Below are 18,564 nucleotides of genomic sequence, written 5' to 3'. Positions count from 1 at the left end.
CGAGAGACCGAACGCGCGATCTCGACCGCCGATCGAGTAGCCCGAGGCGCCGGCCGAGGGCCATCCATCCGCCGATCGAGTAGCCCGAGGCGCCAGCCGAGGGCGTATCGAGATCCTCACCCGACCAACACAGAAAGAAGCCATCGTGGCACCGATCAATCAGGGACGAGACGGCGGCGTGACCGGCGTGCGGACGCCCCACGGTGAACCGACCGTCCGACTGACCGTTTCGCAGGCGACCGTGCGATTCCTCGCCAACCAGTTCGTGGAGCGTGACGGCGAGCGTATGAAGTTCTTCGCCGGTTGTTTCGGCATCTTCGGTCACGGCAACGTCGCCGGCCTCGGTCAGGCGTTGCTGCAGAACGAGATCGACGATGTGGACAACGGTCGTGACCTGTCGCTCACGTATGTCCTCGGCCGCAACGAGCAGGCGATGGTCCATTCCGCGGTCGGCTACGCCCGGATGAAGGACCGCCTGCAGGCCTGGGCCGTCACCGCCTCGGTGGGCCCCGGCGCTACCAACATGCTCACCGGTGCCGCATTGGCCACCATCAACCGCATACCCGTCCTTCTCCTTCCGGCGGACACCTTCGCCACCCGCGCCACCTCTCCGGTGCTGCAGGAACTCGAACTCCCGTCGTCGGGCGACATCAGCGTCAACGACGCATTCAAACCCGTCTCGCGCTACTTCGACCGCGTGTGGCGACCCGAGCAGCTGCCCGGCGCACTCCTGGGCGCCATGCGGGTGTTGACCGACCCGGTGGAGACCGGCGCGGCCACCGTCGCCATCCCACAGGACGTCCAGGCCGAGGCGTTCGACTGGCCGGAATCGCTGTTCGCCGAACGCACCTGGCATGTCGCCCGGCCATTGCCGGAACGCCACGTGATCGCCGAGGCAGCCGAGATCATCCGGTCGGCCAGGCGGCCGCTCATCGTCGCCGGCGGCGGCGTCATCTACAGCGACGCCACCGAGTCGCTCGCGAGGTTCTGCGCCCGCACCGGAATCCCGGTCGGCCAGAGCCAGGCCGGCAAAGGTTCGCTCCCCTACGATCACCCGCAGTCGGTCGGCGCCATCGGCTCGACCGGCACCACCGCGGCCAACGCTCTGGCGGCCGAGGCGGACGTGGTGATCGGGATCGGCACCCGCTACAGCGACTTCACCACCGCCTCCCGCACCGCCTTCACCGGCGATGGGGTGCGATTCGTGAACATCAATGTGGCATCGCTGGATTCGGTCAAGCACAGCGGGTACAGCGTGGTGTCCGACGCACGCGAATCGCTGGACGCCCTCGCCGAACTGCTCGCCGACCACACCGTCGACGACGACTACCGCGAGCGCGTCGCGACGCTGGCGGCCGAGTGGGATGCCATCGTCGAACAGGCCTACTCCCCGACCGCGGTCGGCACCAACGTCGCCACCGGCGAGGAGGCGCTCACCCAGGGCGCCGTGATCGGCCTCGTCAACGAAACCTCCGATCCACGCGATGTGGTGGTCTGCGCCGCCGGCTCGATGCCGGGTGATCTCCACAAACTCTGGCGCACGCGAGATTCCAAGGGCTATCACGTCGAGTACGGGTACTCGTGCATGGGTTACGAAGTCGCCGGCGGCCTCGGCGTGAAGATGGCCTGCCCGGACCGCGACGTCTTCGTCATGGTCGGCGACGGCTCCTACCTGATGATGGCCACCGAACTGGTCACCGCCGTGCAGGAGAATCTCAAGGTGATCGTGGTCCTCGTGCAGAACCACGGCTTCGCATCGATCGGCTCGTTGTCGGAATCGCTGGGCTCGCAACGCTTCGGCACCAACTATCGTTACCGCGGCGACAACGGCCGTCTCGAGGGCTCGACGCTGCCCATCGATCTCGCCGCCAACGCCGCGTCGCTCGGGGCCGACGTCATCCGCGCCACCACCACCGCCGAGTTCGCCGATGCCATCAAGGCGGCCAAGGCCGGGGAGCGCACCACCGTCATCCACGTCGAGACCGATCCGTTGATCGGCGCGCCGGACAGCGAATCCTGGTGGGACGTACCAGTGGCGGAGACCTCCACCCTCGAATCCACGCAACAGGCGCACGACGTCTATACGAAGTGGAAGGCCGTTCAGCGGCCGTATCTGAGCCCCACCTCCACCAGCGACCCGACCTCGTCCACGAACGGAGAGAACCAGTGAAAGACTTGCGCATCGCCGTCCTCGGCGTCGGCATGATGGGTGCCGACCACGTCGCCCGCATCACCGAGCGCACCAAGGGCGCCACCGTCACCGTGCTCAACGACTACTTCCCGGAAAAGGCCGACGAACTGGCCGCGAGCATCCCGGGTTGTCGGGTCATCAACGACCCGCTCGACGCGATCGCCGATCCTGAGGTCGATGCAATCATCCTGGCCACGCCCGGACCGACGCACGAGAAGCAACTGGTGGCCTGTCTGGAGAACGGCAAGCCGGTCATGTGCGAGAAGCCGCTGACCACCGACGTCACCACCTCGCTCGAGATCGTCAAGCGGGAGGCGGAGTTGGGCCGCAAGCTGATCCAGGTCGGCTTCATGCGGCGGTTCGACCACGAATATGAACAGCTCAAGGGCCTGATCGACGACGGTACGTTCGGTCAGGTGTTGCTCGCCCACTGCGTGCACCGCAACCCGGCCGTCCCGCCGAGCTTTGACAGCTCGATGATCGTCAAGGACTCACTCGTCCACGAGGTCGACGTCACGCGATTCCTGTTCGACGAAGAGATCACCTCGGTCCAGATCATCGCCCCGGGCGCGAATCCCAATGCGCCCGAGGGACTGAAGGATCCGCAGATCGCGATCTTCACCACCGAGTCGGGTCGCCACGTGGATGTGGAGTGTTTCGTCACCACTGGTGTGGCCTACGAGGTGCGCACCGAGCTCGTCGGCGAGCTCGGTTCGGCCTTCATCGGCCTCGATCAGGGCCTGATCCGCAAGCAGCGCAACCCGGTCCAGTCCGACACCGGTGACGGCCGCAAGATCGCCGGCATCGTCGGCGGCAACATCACACCGTCCTTCGTCGAGCGATTCGGTCAGGCCTACGACAACGAGATCCAGCGCTGGGTCAATGCGGTGCGTGCCGGGATCAACGTCGATGGCCCGGGCGCCTGGGACGGGTACGCCGCCGCGGCCGTGTGCGCCGCAGGTGTCAAGGCGCTCGACACCGGAGAGCGTCAGACGGTCGACATGGTTTCCCGGGCGTCGATTCCGGGAGCCTGATCGCGCTCGACTCAAATCCCCGAACCGCCGGTCGAGCAGTCCCGACCCCCCAACCGCCGGTCGAGCAGTTCCGAGCCTCAACCGCCGGTCGAGTAGCTCCGAGCCTCAACCGCCGGTCGAGTAGCTCCGAGCCGCTAGGCGAGGAACGTATCGAGACCCCCCCAACAGGTCTCGATACGCCACTCACGCCGTTCGCGGCCACTCGACCATCGTGAACAACCCCACAGGAGAACACCATGTCCGTCAACACCATCGGCCATTGGCTCAACAACAAGGCCTACCCCGGCACCAGCAGCAATTCCGCACCGGTCACCAATCCGGCCACCGGCGAGGTCACCGGCGCGGTCGCGCTGGCCAATATCGAAGACGCGCGTGCGGTGATCGACGCCGCCGCCGCCGCATTCCCCGCCTGGCGCGACACGTCATTGGCCAAGCGCACCGCGATCCTGTTCAAGTTCCGCGAACTGCTCGAAGCCCGCAAGCCCGAACTGGCCGAGATCATCACCGCCGAACACGGCAAGGTCCTCTCCGACGCCCTCGGCGAGATCAGCCGCGGCCAGGAGGTCGCCGAGTTCGCCTGCGGTATCCCACATCTGCTCAAGGGCGGCTTCACCGAGAATGCCTCCACCAAGGTCGACGTCTTCTCCGTGCGCCAGCCGCTGGGCCCGGTCGGCATCATCAGCCCGTTCAACTTCCCCGCCATGGTGCCGATGTGGTTCTTCCCCATCGCCATCGCCGCCGGCAACACCATCGTCCTCAAACCCTCGGAGAAGGACCCGTCGGCGTCGCTGTGGCTCGCCGAACTCTGGAAAGAAGCCGGCCTGCCCGAAGGCGTCTTCAACGTCCTGCAGGGCGACAAGCTCGCTGTCGACGAACTGCTGACCAACACGGCGATCAAGTCGATCAGCTTCGTCGGCTCCACCCCGATCGCCCAATACGTCTACGCCACCGGCACCTCCGCCGGCAAACGCGTCCAGGCCTTGGGCGGCGCCAAGAACCACGCCATCGTGCTACCCGACGCCGACCTGGACCTCGCCGCCGACGCCATGGTCAACGCCGGCTTCGGCTCCGCAGGCGAACGCTGCATGGCCATCTCGGCCTGCGTCGCCGTCGGTGACATCGCCGACGAACTCGTCGCCAAGATCGCCGAACGCGCCAAGACCATCAAGACCGGTGACGGCACCAAGAACTCCGACATGGGACCGCTGGTCACCAAGGCCCACCGCGACAAGGTCGCCTCCTACGTCGACGCAGGCGAGGCCGACGGCGCCACCCTGATCCTCGACGGACGGGAGGTCACCGCTGACGGCGGAGCCAACGGCTTCTGGCTCGGCCCGACGTTGATCGACGACGTCACCACCGACATGAGCATCTACACCGACGAGATCTTCGGCCCGGTCCTCTCGGTCGTCCGGGTCGACACCTACGACGAAGCGCTCGAACTGATCAACTCCAACCAATACGGCAACGGCACCGCCATCTTCACCAACGACGGTGGCGCAGCACGCCGATTCCAGAACGAGGTCGAAGTCGGCATGGTCGGCATCAACGTGCCCATCCCGGTCCCGATGGCCTACTACAGCTTCGGCGGCTGGAAGAACTCGCTGTTCGGTGATACCCATGCCCACGGCATGGAAGGCGTCAACTTCTTCACCCGCGGCAAAGCCATCACCAGCCGCTGGCTCGACCCTTCACACGGCGGCCTCAACCTCGGCTTCCCCCAGAACGCCTGAGACAGAACGCATGAGACAGCGCGCTTGAGTCACAGCACCAACCGGAGCAGTTACCGTTTGGCTCGCCCGCCGGGCCAAACGGCAACCTCTGGATTCACTCGACAAAGTGGACCGGTGCGGTGGTGCCTCGAACCACGAGCTGCGGGCGGCGCACAATCGCCGGAGGATCACTCCCACCGATCATCGCGAGCGCCCCGGACACCGCGTCGCAGGCCATCTGGCGCGCATCCTGGGACACCGTCGTCAGCGGTACCCGCAGCCCCGCCGCCAACCGTGCATCGTCGTAGCCGACCACCGAGATATCCTCGGGCACAGACATTCCCGCACGGATTATCGTGTCGATGACGCCAGTTGCACAGTCGTCATTGAAGGCGATCACGGCGGTAGGCAGGTCACCTGCGTCGAGTATCGTCCCCATCGCTCGAGCACCGTCGATCTGCCCGAGTCCGCCGCTGACGATTCGCAGCCCGCGGTCCTGCCGATGGCGACGCATCGCAGCGCGGAAGCCGGCTCGCCGCTCATCCGCACCGGGCGCATCTCCGCCGTCGATGTGCACGACGGCGGAATGTCCGAGTTCCACGAGGTGATCGACGGCCAAGCCGATACCCGCGGTGTCATCGCTGCGCACGTATCCCGTCCGCGGATCGTCGACCCCCTGTGCGACCACGACGACCGGTAGACGCTCCACGAGCGTCGACAACTCGATGCCGTCGAGACGAGGCCCCAGCAAGATCGCCGCCTCGCAGCGCTCACGCACAACTGTCTCGACCGCACTCGATTCGGACCGGCTCGGCGCGACCGCACTGATCACCACGTCATATCCGGCCTCGGCGGCCTCGCGATAGATCTCCTCGACCAGGTCACCATGGAAGGGTTCACGTAGTTCGAAGGTGACGCCGAGCAGTCGCGACGACGACTGCCGCAGCTTCCTGGCCCGTTGATCCGGTACGTAGCCCATCTCATCGGCGATCCTCAGCACCCGCTCACGGGTTTCGTCGCTGGCACCCGGCACGCCGCGCATCACAATCGAGACAAGGGCCTTCGACACGCCCGCCGCTTGTGCGACGTCGATGAGCGTCGTTCTGCTGCCGCGCCTCTCCACCATGTATCCCTCTCTTGACCAGATGTGAATGCCGGCACTACTCTAGCCTAGAACGTTCTACTAGAACGATCTAGTCCGATTCCTTCCCGCTCGCGTCCGGAGACTCACATGACCGCCACCACCCCCGCCTCGATCCCGGTGCCGTCGCGCGGCGCGACGGCACCGATCCGCATTGCCACCATCGGAGCCGGCCGCATCGGCAGCAGTCATACCGAACTGATCACCCGGCACGTGCCGGGTGCCGTCGTCGCGGCCGTCGCCGATCCGGTCGACGGTGCGGCCGAGCGGCTCGCGGCGGTGGCCGGGGCCGGGTTCGCCACCACCGACATCGACGACGTGTTCGCGTCGCCCGATGTCGACGCCGTCCTGATCACCGCACCCGCACGTAGCCACAGCGAATTGGTCTGTCGCGCAGCGGCGGCCGGAAAACACGTCTTCTGCGAGAAGCCGATGGCGGTGACCCTCGACGAGGCCGATCAGGCGATCGCCGCGGCATCGGACCACGATGTCGTGCTGCAGGTCGGGTTCAACCGCCGGTTCGCCCCCGGTTTCGCCGCCGCCCGCCGGGCGGTCGACGACGGCCGGGTCGGCACCCCGCAGCTGCTGCGCTCGCTGACCCGCGATCCCGGCCCGTGGCAGGTGGATCCGGCCCGCGTCCCGCAGTGGACGATCTTCCTGGAGACGCTGATCCACGATTTCGACACACTGTGCTTCCTCAATCCGGGCGCCCGCCCGGTGTCGGTCCACGCCTTCGCCGATGCGCTGATCCGGCCGGATGCCCGAGAGAGTGGCCATCTCGACACCGCTGTCGTGACGATCACTTTCGACAACGGCGCGATCGCCACCGCCGAGGCCAGCTTCTCGGCGCTGTACGGATACGACGTCCGCGCCGAGGTGTTCGGCTCGGCGGGTATGGCGACCGCTGGTGACGGACGCACCACCGACATGACGTTCTACGGTGCGGCGGGAGTCGAGATCGACACCGCCCGGCGCGACACCGTGCTCCTGCACAGTGCCTACGTAGGCGAGCTCACGGCATTCGTCGAGTCGGTGCGCGGCGGATCGCCTGCCCCGGTCGGCGGGGCGGACGCCCGGACCGCGTTGCAGATCGCATTGGCGGCGATCCACAGCGTCGAGACTGGCGGCACCATCACGATCGGCGAGGTCCGCTGATGAGCTACCGGCTGGCGGCCAGTGCCGAGATGCTCTATCTCAACCGGCCTTTCGTCGATCGGGTGCGGACCATCCACGAACGAGGGCTCCTGGTGGAGGTCTGGGACTGGTCTACCAAGGACATCGATGCCCTTGTCGCCACCGGCGCCGAGTTCGCCTCGATGACCGGGTACCTGACCGGCAATCTCACCGATTCCGACGGCATCTCCGCGTTTCTCGACTCGGCGGAGGAGTCGATCACGGTAGCCGCCCGCCTCGACTGCCCAAGCCTCAACGTGCACGGCACCGGTCTGGGCCCGGAGGGCCTGCCGATCGCTCCGGTCGAAGTGGTGACGCCCGAGATGTGGCTCACCGCGGCGGACACCTTGGGCCGGCTCGCGGAGATCGGCGAACGTCACGGCAGGGTCTTCACCCTGGAGAACCTCAATCTCGCCATCGACCATCCAGGTACCCCCTTCGCGACCGCCGCGGACACCATGACCCTGGTGAGGGCCGTCGGCTCCCCGCACCTGCGGATGAACCTCGACCTGTACCACGCTCAGATCGGTGAGGGTAACCTCATCGAATTGATCCGGGCAGCAATGCCTTTCGTCGGCGAGATCCAGGTTGCCGATGTGCCAGGCCGTTGCGAGCCGGGAACCGGGGAGATCAACTACCCGGCAATCGCCACCGTGCTGAAAGAGATCGGCTACACCGGCGTCGTCGGCCTCGAGGGCTGGGCAAGGACCGACCCGGACAGCGCCCTCGACGCCTTCATGACAGCGTTCGCCTGACCCGTACGGGCCGCGCCAACTCGAGCACGATGTCAAGCACGGCCCGGGCCGCGCGTGATGGCGTGCGGGTGGACGAATGGGCAATCGCGATGTCCCACATCAACGGGGTGTCCGAACACGGCACGATGACCGCACCGGCCTGCATGTGCGCCACGCCGAGCGGAACGAGTGTCACCCCGAACCCCTTGACCGCCAAGCTCATCCCGAAGAACTGATCGGCCACCTCGATCACCGTCCGCCGGTTCGGGATGTCGCGGTCGACGACCGCGCGGGTGCCCCAACCGGGTGGATAGTCGATGACGCGTTCCTCGGCAAGGTCAGCGGTCGCGAAGGTGCCGGCCTGCGCCAGACGGTGATCGGGCGAGCACACCAGTACCAGCGGTTCCTGCGCGAGCCGGTGAACCGCGATGCCGGGGATCAGCTCCGGGTACGCCCCCAGGAAGGCAAGGTCGAGGGTGCCGGCGCGCACCCCGACGATGTTGCCGGAGCTGCCGTGGGGATTCTGACGCATGGCGATCGTGATCCCGGGATGCCGCCGGTGGATCTCGGCGAATGCCTCGGCCAGATCTATGGAGACGACATTGATGAGCGCGCCGACAGCGACCTCTCCGCGGATATCGCCGCGGACTTCGTCGACCGCGTCGAAGATGTCCGCGCGTGCGCGCAGGGCGGCGCGCGCCGGGCTGACGATCGCGCGACCGGTGTCGGTCAGGACGAGCACTGTGGGTGTGCGATCAAAGACGCGCTCCCCCAGTTCACGCTCCATCTTGGCGACACCCGTGGACACCGCCGACTGCACGACGTTGAGTGATCGCGCGGCGGCGGTGAACGTGCCGTGGTCGCAGCAGGCGAGGAAGTATTCCAGGTGACGCAGCTCCATGCCGGCCTCCATCGCAATCAAAGATGTCTATATCGAAATCTATCGCTTTTCTTGAGAGCTTGGCAGCCGGACAATGTTCAGATGGCCACCACCATCTCTGTCCCCGTCCGAGCACAGACCCACCTCAGTCGCGTCGTGGTCTTCCTGTTCGCGGTGACTGCGGGTTCATCGGCCGGCTGTCTCTACTACCTGCAACCGCTCCTGCACGAGATCAGCGTCGACTTCTCGATCTCGACCGCGACGGCGGGTTTGCTGATCGCGGTCACCCAGATCGGTTACCTGCTCGGCCTCGCCTTCGTCGTCCCGCTCGGCGACTTCGTCAACCGCCGCCGACTGGTGACCGGTCTCCTCGCCGTGTCGTGCCTCGCCCTGGTGGCCGCAGGCCTGATGCCCGCGTACGGAGGCCTGGTGACGATGGTGTTCGCGGTCGGGGTGTCGGCATCGGCCGCACAGGTCGTGGTGCCGTGGGCGGCCGCGATCGCGGCACCGAACGAGCGCGGCGCGGTCGTCGGGAACGTGATGAGCGGACTGCTCATCGGCATCCTGTCCTCCCGGGTCCTCAGCGGACTGGTCGCCGAGGTCGGCGGCTGGCGGGCGATCCTGTTCGTCGCCGCGGGACTACAGGTGGCGATGGCGGTGGCGGTCTGGTTCCGCGCTCCCGAAGCGCGGCCCGAGGCCGCCGGATCGGGTCAGAGCTATCCCCAGGTCCTCCGGTCGATCCTGACCCTCGTGCGCACCCACGACGTGTTGCGGCACCGCATGTTCCTGGGTGGGCTCAGCATGGCGGCCTTCAGTTGCATGTGGACCGCGATCGCCTTCCTGCTGGCCGGCGCGGGTGACTCGAGCTATTCGTACTCGGAGGCGGAGATCGGCCTGTTCGGACTCGCCGGGGTGGCGGGTGCGCTGATTGCGCCCGTCGTCGGCAAGCTGGCCGACCGAGGCTATCTGCGTCACACCCAGTACGGCGTGTGGGGCGCGCAGATCGCCGGATGGGTCCTGCTGTGGGCCGGTGCACATCACGTCGTGGTGCTGGTGATCGCCCTGCTCATCTTCGATTTCGGCGTCCAGGGCGTCCAGCTGGCCAATCAGACCGGCGTGTATTCGCTTGACGGCCAAGCTCGTTCGCGACTGACCACGGCCTACATGGTGGCGTACTTCGCGGGTGGCGTGATCGGCTCGACGGTCGGTGGCTGGGCGTACCAGGCGGGCGGCTGGCCCCTCGTCTGCACGATCGGGACGGGATCGGCGATCGTCGGGCTCGCGACCTGGGCGATCTTCTCGTGGACCGAACGTGGCCATCCGCTCCAAGGCCGGGCCGCTCATGCCGAATTGCGTGGGGCGGTTCGGGGCTGACGGTTCGCGGTTTCGATACGCCGACTCGCTGCCGCTCGCAGGCTACTCAACCAGCAGGGGGAGGGCTCGCCGGCTATTCAACCAGCCGGGGCGGGCTCGGCGACTACTCAACCAGCGGAAGTCGCGCCTCGCCGGTCGGTATCGAGATCACCTACGCAACAGCTTCTTTCGCCGCAGATCGGCAATGGCGGTCTTGAGCCCGCGGGTCCGTGGCATACCGGCGAAGCGTCGCTCCGACGCCGTCTCCGGCGCGTCGTCGGCGGTGTCACGAAGGAACCGATCGGGCAACGCGAGTTTGTTGATGGTGCGCAGTGTCTGCAGGTACTGCACGAACAGTGAACCGGTCGTATAGGGCAGATCGTACTTGTCACACAGTTCGCGCACCCGCACACCGATGTCGGCGTAGCGGTTACTGGGCAGGTCCGGATAGAGGTGATGCTCGATCTGATAACAGAGATTGCCGCTCAGGAAGGCCGTCGCCGGGCCCGCGTCGAAATTGGCGGTACCGAGCATCTGCCGGAGATACCACTGTCCGGGTGTCTCGTCGGTGAGTGAATCGACGGTGAACTTCTCTGCGCCATCCGGGAAATGACCGCAGAAGATGACCACGTACGCCCAGAGGTTGCGGATCAGATTCGCACTGAGGTTCGCGGTCAAGGTGTGCACATAGTTCGGACCGGTCAGTGCCGGGAACAGTACGTAGTCCTTGCCGACCTGCTTGCCGATCTTGCGCAGGAACACCTTGATCTGAGGTACTGCAACATCTTTCGGCTTCGTGCCGTTGATGACCTCTTTGAGTTCGAGGTCGTGCAGTCCGATTCCCCACTCGAAGGTTGCGGCGAGGACGAGGTTGAACACCGGCTGCAGGATGCGCCGCGGCTCCCACGGCTCGTCGCGAGTCACGCGGAGGATCTTGTAACCGACGTCGTGATCCATCCCGACCACGTTGGTGTACTTGTGGTGGATGTAGTTGTGCGAGTGCTTCCAATGCGGGGACGCGCACACCATGTCCCACTCCCACGTCGTGGAGTGGACCTCGGGATCATTCATCCAATCCCATTGCCCGTGCATCACATTGTGCCCGAGCTCCATGTTCTCGATGATCTTGGAAAGGGCCAGCGCACCGGTCCCGAGCAGCCACAGCGAACGCTTGTGACTGCCGAACAACGCAAGCCGACCGGCCACCTCGAGCGCACGGTGGGCGAAGATCGTCCGACGCAGGTAGCGGACATCACGAACGCCTCGATCGGCTTCGATCTCACGTCGAAGTGCATCGAGTTCAGCGCCCAATGCCTCGACGTCCGCATCACTCAGATGGGCGTAGGCATTGATGTCGGTTATGGCCATCGGCACCCATTATGCCCGTGCAGCGAATGGACGGTCCACGGACCTCGGCCCCCACACATCACCGAGGGTCAGGCCGCCGGACGCTGCTGGAGGTGCACCTCGGTTCGCGCGGCAGACACGTCGGCGCGCCGTCCTCGACGACGCAGCGTCCGGATGGCCGAACGCAGGCCGCGTCGGCGACCGGTCTCGGAATCGACCGACGCCATCAGCCGCGCGCCTTCCGGGAGTCCCTGCTTGAACCGACGCTCGGAGGCCGTCTCCGGCGCATCGTCGACGGTCGCCTTGAGGTACTTGTTCGGCAGCGACAGCTTCGCGATGGTGCGCCACGATTTCGCGTACTGCACCGGGAACGAACCCGTGGTGTACGGGAGGTCGTACTTCTCGCACAACGCCCGCACGCGCACCGAGATCTCGGCGAGCCGGTTGCTGGGGAGGTCGGGGAAGATGTGGTGCTCGATCTGGTAGGACAGATTCCCGCTCATGAATGCCAGCACCGGGCCGCTGCGGAAGTTCGCACTGCCCAGCATCTGTCGCAGATACCACTCGCCCTGCGTCTCACTGTCGACGTCCTGCTTGGTGAACTTCTCGGCACCGTCGGGAAAATGGCCGCAGAAGATGACCGCGTTGGTCCACACGTTGCGGATGAAATTGCCCATCAGGTTCGCCGTCAGCGCCTTGCGGAAGGCTTGTCCCACGCCGACGCTCCGGCCGGTCGCCCCGGCCACCAGCGCCGGATACACCGCGTAGTCCTTGACGACCTGCTTGCCGACCTTCTTGCCGACGTCGGCGAGGTCGCGGTGGAACTGCTCTTTGGCCTCGGGCGTCTTGCGCTTCTTGGCCAGCTCGAGATGCTGTGCGGCGACACCGTATTCGAAGCCCGCGGCCAGCACCGTGTTGTAGAAGAGGTTGCCGAGGTAGAACGGCCGCCAGCGCTGGTCGCGCGTGACGCGCAGCAGGCCGTAGCCCACGTCGTCGTCCATCCCGAGGACGTTCGTGTACTTGTGATGGATGTAGTTGTGGGTGTGCTTCCAGTGCGCCGACGGGCCGGTGTTGTCCCACTCCCAGGTCGTCGAGTGCACCTCGGGATCGTTCATCCAATCCCACTGCCCGTGCATCACGTTGTGTCCGAGTTCCATGTTCTCGACGATCTTGGCGACGCCGAGTGCTCCCGCACCCGCCCACCACATCGAGCGCTTCGACGAACCGAAGATCAGCGCCCGGCCGGCGAGCTCCAGACCGCGCTGGAAGCGGATGGTGTTGCGGAGATAGCGCGCGTCGCGCTCACCGCGATCGGCCTCGATGTCGGCGCGGATCGCGTCGAGCTCCGCGCCGAGTGCCTCGATCTCCACCTCGGTGAGGTGCGCGTACTCGGGGATGTCGGTAATCGCCATGTGTGCTCCCGTTCGCATCGACCTACCAAACCGTAACTTACGCAAGCGTAGGTTGAGCGGCGCGGTCCTGTCCACCCTCTGCCGGGGTTCACCGGGGGAATGTGACCCAACCCACTCGGGGGTCAGTCGCAGAGCAGCTCGAACCCGATGAGGTCCTCGAAGACGCCGGCAGAACTCGCCGCGAGTTCCTGGGTGCCGAACTCTCGGAATCCGGCCGATTGCGCCAGTGACTTCGAGCCCCCGTTGCTCGCCGCTGCGAACATCGTCAAACGGCGCATGCCCATGACGCCGAACGCGTGATCCACCACGGCGGGAAAGGCCTCGGCCAGGACACCGCTGCCTCGCGCATCGGGATGCGTGTAGAAGCCGGCCTCGGCGCCGGTCACCTCGTCGATGCCGAGGAGGGTGATGTCGCCGAGGTAGGTGTCGGTCGCCAGATCGGCCACCACCCACGTGCACGTCTCGCCACGCGCAGCCGTCCACCACTTGCGCTGTCGCTCGGCGGCGGCATGCTCGAGAGTCAGGGGAACCGGCCGCCCGAAGAGGTACTTCCGAGAGACCGGGTCGTCGAGCGTCTCTCGAATCCGTTCATCATCGGACTCCAGCAGTGGCCGCAACCGAAATCGCTCGGTCTCGAAAGTGCTTGCGCACCAAGTGGTCTTCGGAGTGAGGGGATCGTCGGCACGTAAGCTGCCCACCCATGTGTCGCAGATCGTGCCACGGATCTCGACCCCGTCCCGGACGACGGCGTCGAGAGTGAATCCGCAAGCGTGGGCGACCCGGAGACTGGCGAGATTGCCCGCTGCCGCCTGCCACCGCACCACTCGCTTGCCGACACCGAATGCGTGATCGACCGCCAGCCGAACCGAATGCTGCATCACACCGAGACCACGGGCATCGGGATGGAGCGCGAAACCGATGTCGGCGATCGCACCGGCGCCGCGGATGTCGACGTTGCCGACGTACCGATCGCCGTGGTCGATGGCCCAGCCCATCGCGGTTCCCTCATCCCATCCACGTGGGATGTCTGCGAGCGCGAACTGCTCGGCGTCGCCACGTGCGTACGGGGTGGGTACCCGGGTCCAGCGGATCATCTGGGGGTCGGTCGCCATCTCGACGATCCGGCCGACATCCGTCGATCGATGCGCACGCAGCGTCACGACTCCGTCGGTCAGGACCGGGACATCGGGCGACCACGAGGGTTCAGCGGGCACCCGACTCACTCCGCACAGCAGTGTTCACGCGGTCAGCCTAACCGGTCAGACCGGTCATACGCCGAGTGTGCAGTCCCCGGCCGCTGCACTGATACACGTCTGGATCCGTTCACCCTCGACGTGCTCGGTCCCCGACCGCAGATCGCGCACACACCCTTTGTCCAGCATCACGACGCAGCTCTGGCAGATCCCCATCCGGCAACCGAACGGCATCATCACACCTGCGGATTCGCCCGCCTCGAGCAACGTCGTCGCGCCGTCGATCTCGGCGGTCCGTCCCGACCGGCCGAAGGTCACGGTCCCGCCCTCGGCACCTACCGCGCCGCGTTCGAGGGCGAACCGCTCGATGTGCAGGTGGTCGTCCGTCCCGGCATCGGCATACATCCGGTGCACGGCGTCCAGGAACGAAACCGGCCCGCACGCCCACGTCTCCCGCTCGAGCCAATCCGGCGCCAGGTCCGCGAGTCGTGCCGGCGTCACCTTGCCGTCGGTGCGCGTGTACTGGATGTGCAGGTCGACCACACCGTCGGCGGCCATGGTCGCCAGTTCGTCCCCGAACAGCAGGTCGGCGGGTGTGGGGGTCGAGTGGATCACGCGGATGTCCGCGCGCTGCCCGCGGTGGCGCACCATCCGCAGCATCGACATGATGGGCGTGATGCCGCTCCCGGCGGTCACGAAGAGGATCTTCGCCGGCAACGGCTCCGGCAGGACGAACTCGCCGGCCGGCGCCGCCAAGCGGACCACGGTGCCCGGCTGCAGACCGTTCACCAGGTGCGACGAGAGAAAACCCTCGGGCATCGCCTTCACCGTGATCGTGATGGTCTTGCCGTCGACGCCGTCGCCCGACCCGATCGGCGCTGAGGTCAGCGAGTACGACCGCCAGGTCCATCGCCCCTCCATCAGGACGCCGATCCCGACGTATTGGCCGGGGCGGTAATCAAGGGAGAAGCCCCAGCCGGGGCGGATGCGGATGGTCGCCGAGTCCTCGGTCTCCGACGTCACCGAGACGACCTTTCCGCGCAGTTCGCGGGCCGACCAGAGCGGGTTGGCCAGATGCAGGTAGTCGTCGGGCAACAGCGGAGTGGTGATCCGCGCGAACGCCGCCCGGGCCCATTGCGCACCGCGACTGCGCGCGGCGACATCGGCCACCGGTTCCTCGAATCGTTCGAGCCAACCCACCTGAGCACCACCTCACTCGCGTGCCCGGGGGCCGCGCGTCGACAACCTACGCTTCCGTAGGTTACGCGACGGCGGTCGCGCTCGCGCAGATGGTCAGAGCGACTCGGGCAGGATCAGAGCAACTCGAGCAGAAACGGAAGTTCCTGCGTGGCGTACCAGGCGAGGTCGAAGTCCTCCACGTCACCGACTGCGAGCTCGGCGTCCTGATCACCGAGGTCGGCGGCGTCGATCACCACAACGGCGGCCCGGACCTTGTCCTGCGCCTCGGCGACGTCGACGTGGACGGACGCGATGTCGCGCAGGGCGACCGGTCCACTGATCTTGACCACCGCGTCGTCGAGGTCCGGACGCAGACCGACATCGTCGACGTCCGCGGCGACCACCGCGCGGCGGGGCGGGAGTCTGGGCGTGTCTCCGGCTTTCGGGGTGCGCTCGTCCTCGCCGAGGTCCGCGTCGCCGTCGAGGTCACCGGGTTCGGGCGTCTCACCGGCGAGCAGTCGCAGCGACGCACGCGCCGCCTCACGCATCGCCACCTCGGCCAACTCCTCGTCGTCGCCGGAGAGAAACGATTCACGCAACGCCGGGGTGAGGGCGAATCCCGTCCCACCGATGGCCCGGAACTCCCCGCTCTCACTGAGCTCGATCAGCATGGTCAGTGTCGCCGGCAGATAGACCCGCATCGCAACCGTCCCCTCACCCGTTCACCACAACTCGTTCACACAACTCGTTCAACCCTATCCGCCGAAGCGGCTGTTCGGCGGACGCGCCGGTCACCGACCTGCGCGGACGCCGGCGTCGATCACTTGGTCGCCTCGAGTTCCTCATAGGCCTCCGTCACGTAGTCGGTCATCGCCGGCAGATCGCTCAGCACCCCCCGATCCGCGATGAAAGCGAACCGGAGGCTGTTGCGGTAGTCGACGACGCTGATCGCGAGGGCCCGTTGGGCCATGAGTGCCGGGATCGCGTACACCTCCACCACCGGGCAGCCGGCGACGTAACGCCCGGCCACCGGCAGGGTCCCCATCCCGACCGGCACGTTGTAATTGCGTCTGTTCAGACTGCGGAACGCCCGCGAACTGAACTCAGGGAAGGGCACCACACCGAGCTCGGGAAGCAGCGGCCGCGGGCCCATCGAGAGCCGCCGTGACGACTGCGAATACCGATTGGCCAGGCCGGCGACCTGGGCGAGCCGAACGGCCGGATTATCCTCGCCCACAGGCAGATCCGTGACAAAACTGGCCTTGCCGACGGTGATCCAGCGTCCATCGGCGTCGACCCGTCGCTCCACAGCCGGGTCGCGCGCCGACAAGGGCAGGACGACGCGAACGGTGTCGCCGGCTTCCACCGACTCATCGTAGGAGAGCATCCACCTGCGCATCGCGCCAGAGATGATGGCGAGCTCGACGTCGTTGACGGTGCAGTCGTAGCGATCGGCGATCTTGGCACACCCGCGCCGCGGTACCGAGGCGACCGCGAAGGTCCGGGTGGACGTGGTCGAACTGTTCAACCGACTCTGGGGCGCGGAGTCGGTCATCTGCTGGAGCACACTCCCGACCCGGCGGAGAGTGCCTTCGGCCGTCGATCGGAGGTCCCCGACGATGGAGTTGTTGTGCACCAGCGAATCGACCAGGTCACCCGGCCGCGACAGTGCCTCGGCGATGGCACCGAGCGCGAGATTGGCGCTGCCCGGGGGCGAGCCGGGCATCCAGAGATCTTCGGGCAACGGCTCGACCGTACGGGTGTCGTCGCAGATCACCTCGCTGATCTCCAGAGCGTCGTGGGCGTCGACCATGCATCGGTGGGTTTTCGTGAGGATCGCGAGCTTGCCGTCGGGCAGGCCCTCGATGAGGTACATCTCCCAGAGCGGCCGCGTGCGATCGAGAGGACGCGACATGACCCTGGCGATGAGGTCCTGCAACTGGACGGTGTCGCCCGGTCGAGGGAGACCGGAGCGGCGGATGTGGAAGTTGATGTCGAAGTCGCGGTCGTCGACCCACACCGGCCTGGCCAGGCCGAGCGTCACCTCACGGATGATCTGGCGGTAGCGCGGGACCAGCTGAAGGCGATTCTCCACCAGCGCGACCAGGCGCGAATAGTCCAGGACCGGGGCCGGCGGCCTGTCGTCCGAACCCGCTCCGCCCGCTGTGGCCGTCGGCGCCTTCCTCGTACGGGAAGCGCCTGTGCCGCCACGTTTCTCCGTGTGGCTCGGGTCGATCACCAGGAGAGCTCCCAGATGCGTCGTGGAACCCGACTCGTCGAGGAAGTAGAACATCGCGTCATGCGCGGAGAGCCGGTTCACCACGAGGACGATCCTAGTTGCCTCAGCTCGTCTCGCCCGTCGGATGCGGCGTCCGCCTGCAACCGGTGACCGACCGCGGCCCCGGGAAATGGGCTCGAACAGCACACCGACCAGCGGTGCGAACGCACCGTAGGTCGACCTGGCACCGTTCATCACCGGCCGCACCGGCCTCGAGAATCCCGTCGGCGAGCGATTCGACACGTTGATCCATCGCAACGAGACCGCGCTGAAGATCCTCGTCACGTCGTCCGGCGCCGGTGTGTCAGCGGACTGACCATCGCCAGGCAGCGCCGATCAGACGATGGTGAAATCAACCAGTTGCCAACGATATTCGACGTTTCGTGGCAGCGCCGGCCGGTAGCGGCCCGGCGCAACCCGGACCCGGCACGGCAATTGCTCGATGCGTGCGGCGAATGCGCGAACCCGTTCGCCACGACGACAACTGCCGAACACCTCGGCAGCGCCCGGCCCACGCATCTGTACATGGACCCGGCGCAGGGTCGCCGCGTTGTCCATGACGTGAGGCGGTGCGCCAGAGGACGGCCGTACCGGACCGTGGACACGGGCGAGTGCCGTCAGCTCCGCGAGCAACTGCTGCGTGACGACGCCGTCGAGCTGATTCACTCCGCGCCGACGATCGAGCACCTCGAGGACCAGGGTCACGGTGCCGACCGCGAAACGTCTCGCCTCGACGGCCCTCGCCGACCCGTTGATTGCTTCCCGCCGCCGCACACCGGCCGGCGCCCGCGGCGCGGACGGCCGGTCAGCCTCCGCGGACCGAACCGGCGGTTCGTACGGCGGAGCGGGGCGGATCAGGACTCGAGGCGTCTCCATGAGTATCGGACGCACCGGACCTGCGACCGGTTCCCTTCACGCCGGACGAATCCGCCGAGGT

At 66.7% G+C, this 18,564-nt stretch carries 15 protein-coding genes and 1 pseudogene; 7 read left to right on the top strand and 9 right to left on the bottom strand.

The features are described from left to right. The first annotated feature begins 145 nt into the window (after positions 1–145). The 3 genes from iolD to ACLQ3I_RS11165 all read left to right on the top strand — a co-directional run bounded on the left by iolD (position 146) and on the right by ACLQ3I_RS11165 (position 4,958). On the top strand, positions 146–2,170 hold the full coding sequence (gene iolD / locus ACLQ3I_RS11175) for a 3D-(3,5/4)-trihydroxycyclohexane-1,2-dione acylhydrolase (decyclizing) (protein WP_425801838.1): 2,025 nt from the start codon (positions 146–148) through the stop codon (positions 2,168–2,170). Beyond that, positions 2,167–3,225, top strand: coding sequence for a Gfo/Idh/MocA family protein (locus ACLQ3I_RS11170; RefSeq protein WP_425790915.1), 1,059 nt, complete (start codon positions 2,167–2,169; stop codon positions 3,223–3,225). The genes iolD and ACLQ3I_RS11170 overlap by 4 nt, the downstream gene beginning before the upstream one ends. Positions 3,226–3,461: 236 nt before the next feature. Beyond that, complete coding sequence (locus ACLQ3I_RS11165) at positions 3,462–4,958, top strand: CoA-acylating methylmalonate-semialdehyde dehydrogenase (protein WP_425801836.1); 1,497 nt, start codon at positions 3,462–3,464, stop codon at positions 4,956–4,958. Between the two features lie 94 nt (positions 4,959–5,052). Here the strand turns inward: ACLQ3I_RS11165 and ACLQ3I_RS11160 are convergent, their stop codons facing one another. Then, a complete protein-coding gene (locus ACLQ3I_RS11160) occupies positions 5,053–6,063 on the bottom strand; it encodes a LacI family DNA-binding transcriptional regulator (RefSeq protein ID WP_425790911.1) in 1,011 nt (336 codons plus the stop codon). 105 nt (positions 6,064–6,168) lie between these two features. Between ACLQ3I_RS11160 and ACLQ3I_RS11155 the strand changes: the two genes are divergently transcribed. Together ACLQ3I_RS11155 and ACLQ3I_RS11150 are read left to right on the top strand one after the other, a co-directional pair. After that, entirely contained in the window at positions 6,169–7,233 is a 1,065-nt protein-coding gene (locus tag ACLQ3I_RS11155) for a Gfo/Idh/MocA family oxidoreductase (protein WP_425790909.1), read from the top strand. Beyond that, positions 7,233–8,006, top strand: coding sequence for a TIM barrel protein (locus ACLQ3I_RS11150; RefSeq protein ID WP_425790907.1), 774 nt, complete (start codon positions 7,233–7,235; stop codon positions 8,004–8,006). The genes ACLQ3I_RS11155 and ACLQ3I_RS11150 overlap by 1 nt, the downstream gene beginning before the upstream one ends. Here the strand turns inward: ACLQ3I_RS11150 and ACLQ3I_RS11145 are convergent. Continuing rightward, positions 7,987–8,886 carry a LysR family transcriptional regulator gene (locus ACLQ3I_RS11145; RefSeq protein WP_425790905.1) on the bottom strand — a complete coding sequence of 300 codons (900 nt, stop codon included), beginning with the start codon at positions 8,884–8,886 and terminating at the stop codon, positions 7,987–7,989. The two genes, ACLQ3I_RS11150 and ACLQ3I_RS11145, sit on opposite strands and share 20 nt — an antisense overlap. 81 nt (positions 8,887–8,967) lie before the next feature. On the opposite strand from ACLQ3I_RS11145, the gene ACLQ3I_RS11140 reads away from it, so the two are divergent. Further along, complete coding sequence (locus tag ACLQ3I_RS11140; protein WP_425801834.1) at positions 8,968–10,239, top strand: MFS transporter; 1,272 nt, start codon at positions 8,968–8,970, stop codon at positions 10,237–10,239. A 147-nt stretch (positions 10,240–10,386) separates the two neighbouring features. Here ACLQ3I_RS11140 and ACLQ3I_RS11135 read toward each other — a convergent pair whose 3' ends face one another. From ACLQ3I_RS11135 to ACLQ3I_RS11110, 6 genes are all read right to left on the bottom strand, one after another. After that, the gene (locus tag ACLQ3I_RS11135; RefSeq protein WP_425801832.1) at positions 10,387–11,586 is read right to left on the bottom strand and encodes a fatty acid desaturase family protein; all 1,200 of its coding nucleotides are present in this window, start codon (positions 11,584–11,586) and stop codon (positions 10,387–10,389) included. A gap of 68 nt (positions 11,587–11,654) precedes the next feature. After that, positions 11,655–12,977, bottom strand: coding sequence for a fatty acid desaturase family protein (locus ACLQ3I_RS11130; protein WP_425790899.1), 1,323 nt, complete (start codon positions 12,975–12,977; stop codon positions 11,655–11,657). Positions 12,978–13,099: 122 nt separating this feature from the next. After that, the gene (locus ACLQ3I_RS11125; RefSeq protein WP_425801830.1) at positions 13,100–14,200 is read right to left on the bottom strand and encodes a GNAT family N-acetyltransferase; all 1,101 of its coding nucleotides are present in this window, start codon (positions 14,198–14,200) and stop codon (positions 13,100–13,102) included. 45 nt (positions 14,201–14,245) lie between these two features. Then, positions 14,246–15,370, bottom strand: a complete 1,125-nt coding sequence (locus ACLQ3I_RS11120) for a ferredoxin reductase (protein WP_425790895.1) — start codon at positions 15,368–15,370, stop codon at positions 14,246–14,248. 113 nt (positions 15,371–15,483) lie between these two features. After that, positions 15,484–16,050, bottom strand: a complete 567-nt coding sequence (locus ACLQ3I_RS11115) for a DUF6912 family protein (protein WP_425801828.1) — start codon at positions 16,048–16,050, stop codon at positions 15,484–15,486. Between the two features lie 119 nt (positions 16,051–16,169). After that, the gene (locus ACLQ3I_RS11110) at positions 16,170–17,672 is read right to left on the bottom strand and encodes a wax ester/triacylglycerol synthase domain-containing protein (RefSeq protein ID WP_425790891.1); all 1,503 of its coding nucleotides are present in this window, start codon (positions 17,670–17,672) and stop codon (positions 16,170–16,172) included. A 130-nt stretch (positions 17,673–17,802) separates the two neighbouring features. Between ACLQ3I_RS11110 and ACLQ3I_RS11105 the strand changes: the two are divergent. Further along, a pseudogene (locus ACLQ3I_RS11105) lies at positions 17,803–17,943 on the top strand (2,3-butanediol dehydrogenase); the annotation flags it as partial. 20 nt (positions 17,944–17,963) lie between these two features. Here the strand turns inward: ACLQ3I_RS11105 and ACLQ3I_RS11100 are convergent. Then, on the bottom strand, positions 17,964–18,503 hold the full coding sequence (locus ACLQ3I_RS11100) for an Rv3235 family protein (RefSeq protein ID WP_425801970.1): 540 nt from the start codon (positions 18,501–18,503) through the stop codon (positions 17,964–17,966). Positions 18,504–18,564: the final 61 nt, after the last annotated feature.

Source organism: Gordonia sp. DT101 (assembly GCF_049844895.1).
In the GTDB taxonomy this organism is placed as follows: Bacteria; Actinomycetota; Actinomycetes; order Mycobacteriales; family Mycobacteriaceae; genus Gordonia.
The sequence above is the reverse complement of the archived record's forward strand: the minus strand, read 5'-3'. Positions and strand labels throughout refer to the sequence as shown.

Bases quoted from the DNA above. Each gene is read 5' to 3' on its own strand.
- ACLQ3I_RS11165 (WP_425801836.1), top strand. From the start codon at position 3,462: ATGTCCGTCAACACCATCGGCCATTGGCTCAACAACAAGGCCTACCCC.
- ACLQ3I_RS11160 (WP_425790911.1), bottom strand. From the start codon at position 6,063: ATGGTGGAGAGGCGCGGCAGCAGAACGACGCTCATCGACGTCGCACAA.
- ACLQ3I_RS11155 (WP_425790909.1), top strand. From the start codon at position 6,169: ATGACCGCCACCACCCCCGCCTCGATCCCGGTGCCGTCGCGCGGCGCG.
- ACLQ3I_RS11150 (WP_425790907.1), top strand. From the start codon at position 7,233: ATGAGCTACCGGCTGGCGGCCAGTGCCGAGATGCTCTATCTCAACCGG.
- ACLQ3I_RS11145 (WP_425790905.1), bottom strand. From the start codon at position 8,886: ATGGAGCTGCGTCACCTGGAATACTTCCTCGCCTGCTGCGACCACGGC.
- ACLQ3I_RS11140 (WP_425801834.1), top strand. From the start codon at position 8,968: ATGGCCACCACCATCTCTGTCCCCGTCCGAGCACAGACCCACCTCAGT.
- ACLQ3I_RS11135 (WP_425801832.1), bottom strand. From the start codon at position 11,586: ATGGCCATAACCGACATCAATGCCTACGCCCATCTGAGTGATGCGGAC.
- ACLQ3I_RS11130 (WP_425790899.1), bottom strand. From the start codon at position 12,977: ATGGCGATTACCGACATCCCCGAGTACGCGCACCTCACCGAGGTGGAG.
- ACLQ3I_RS11115 (WP_425801828.1), bottom strand. From the start codon at position 16,050: ATGCGGGTCTATCTGCCGGCGACACTGACCATGCTGATCGAGCTCAGT.
- ACLQ3I_RS11100 (WP_425801970.1), bottom strand. From the start codon at position 18,503: ATGGAGACGCCTCGAGTCCTGATCCGCCCCGCTCCGCCGTACGAACCG.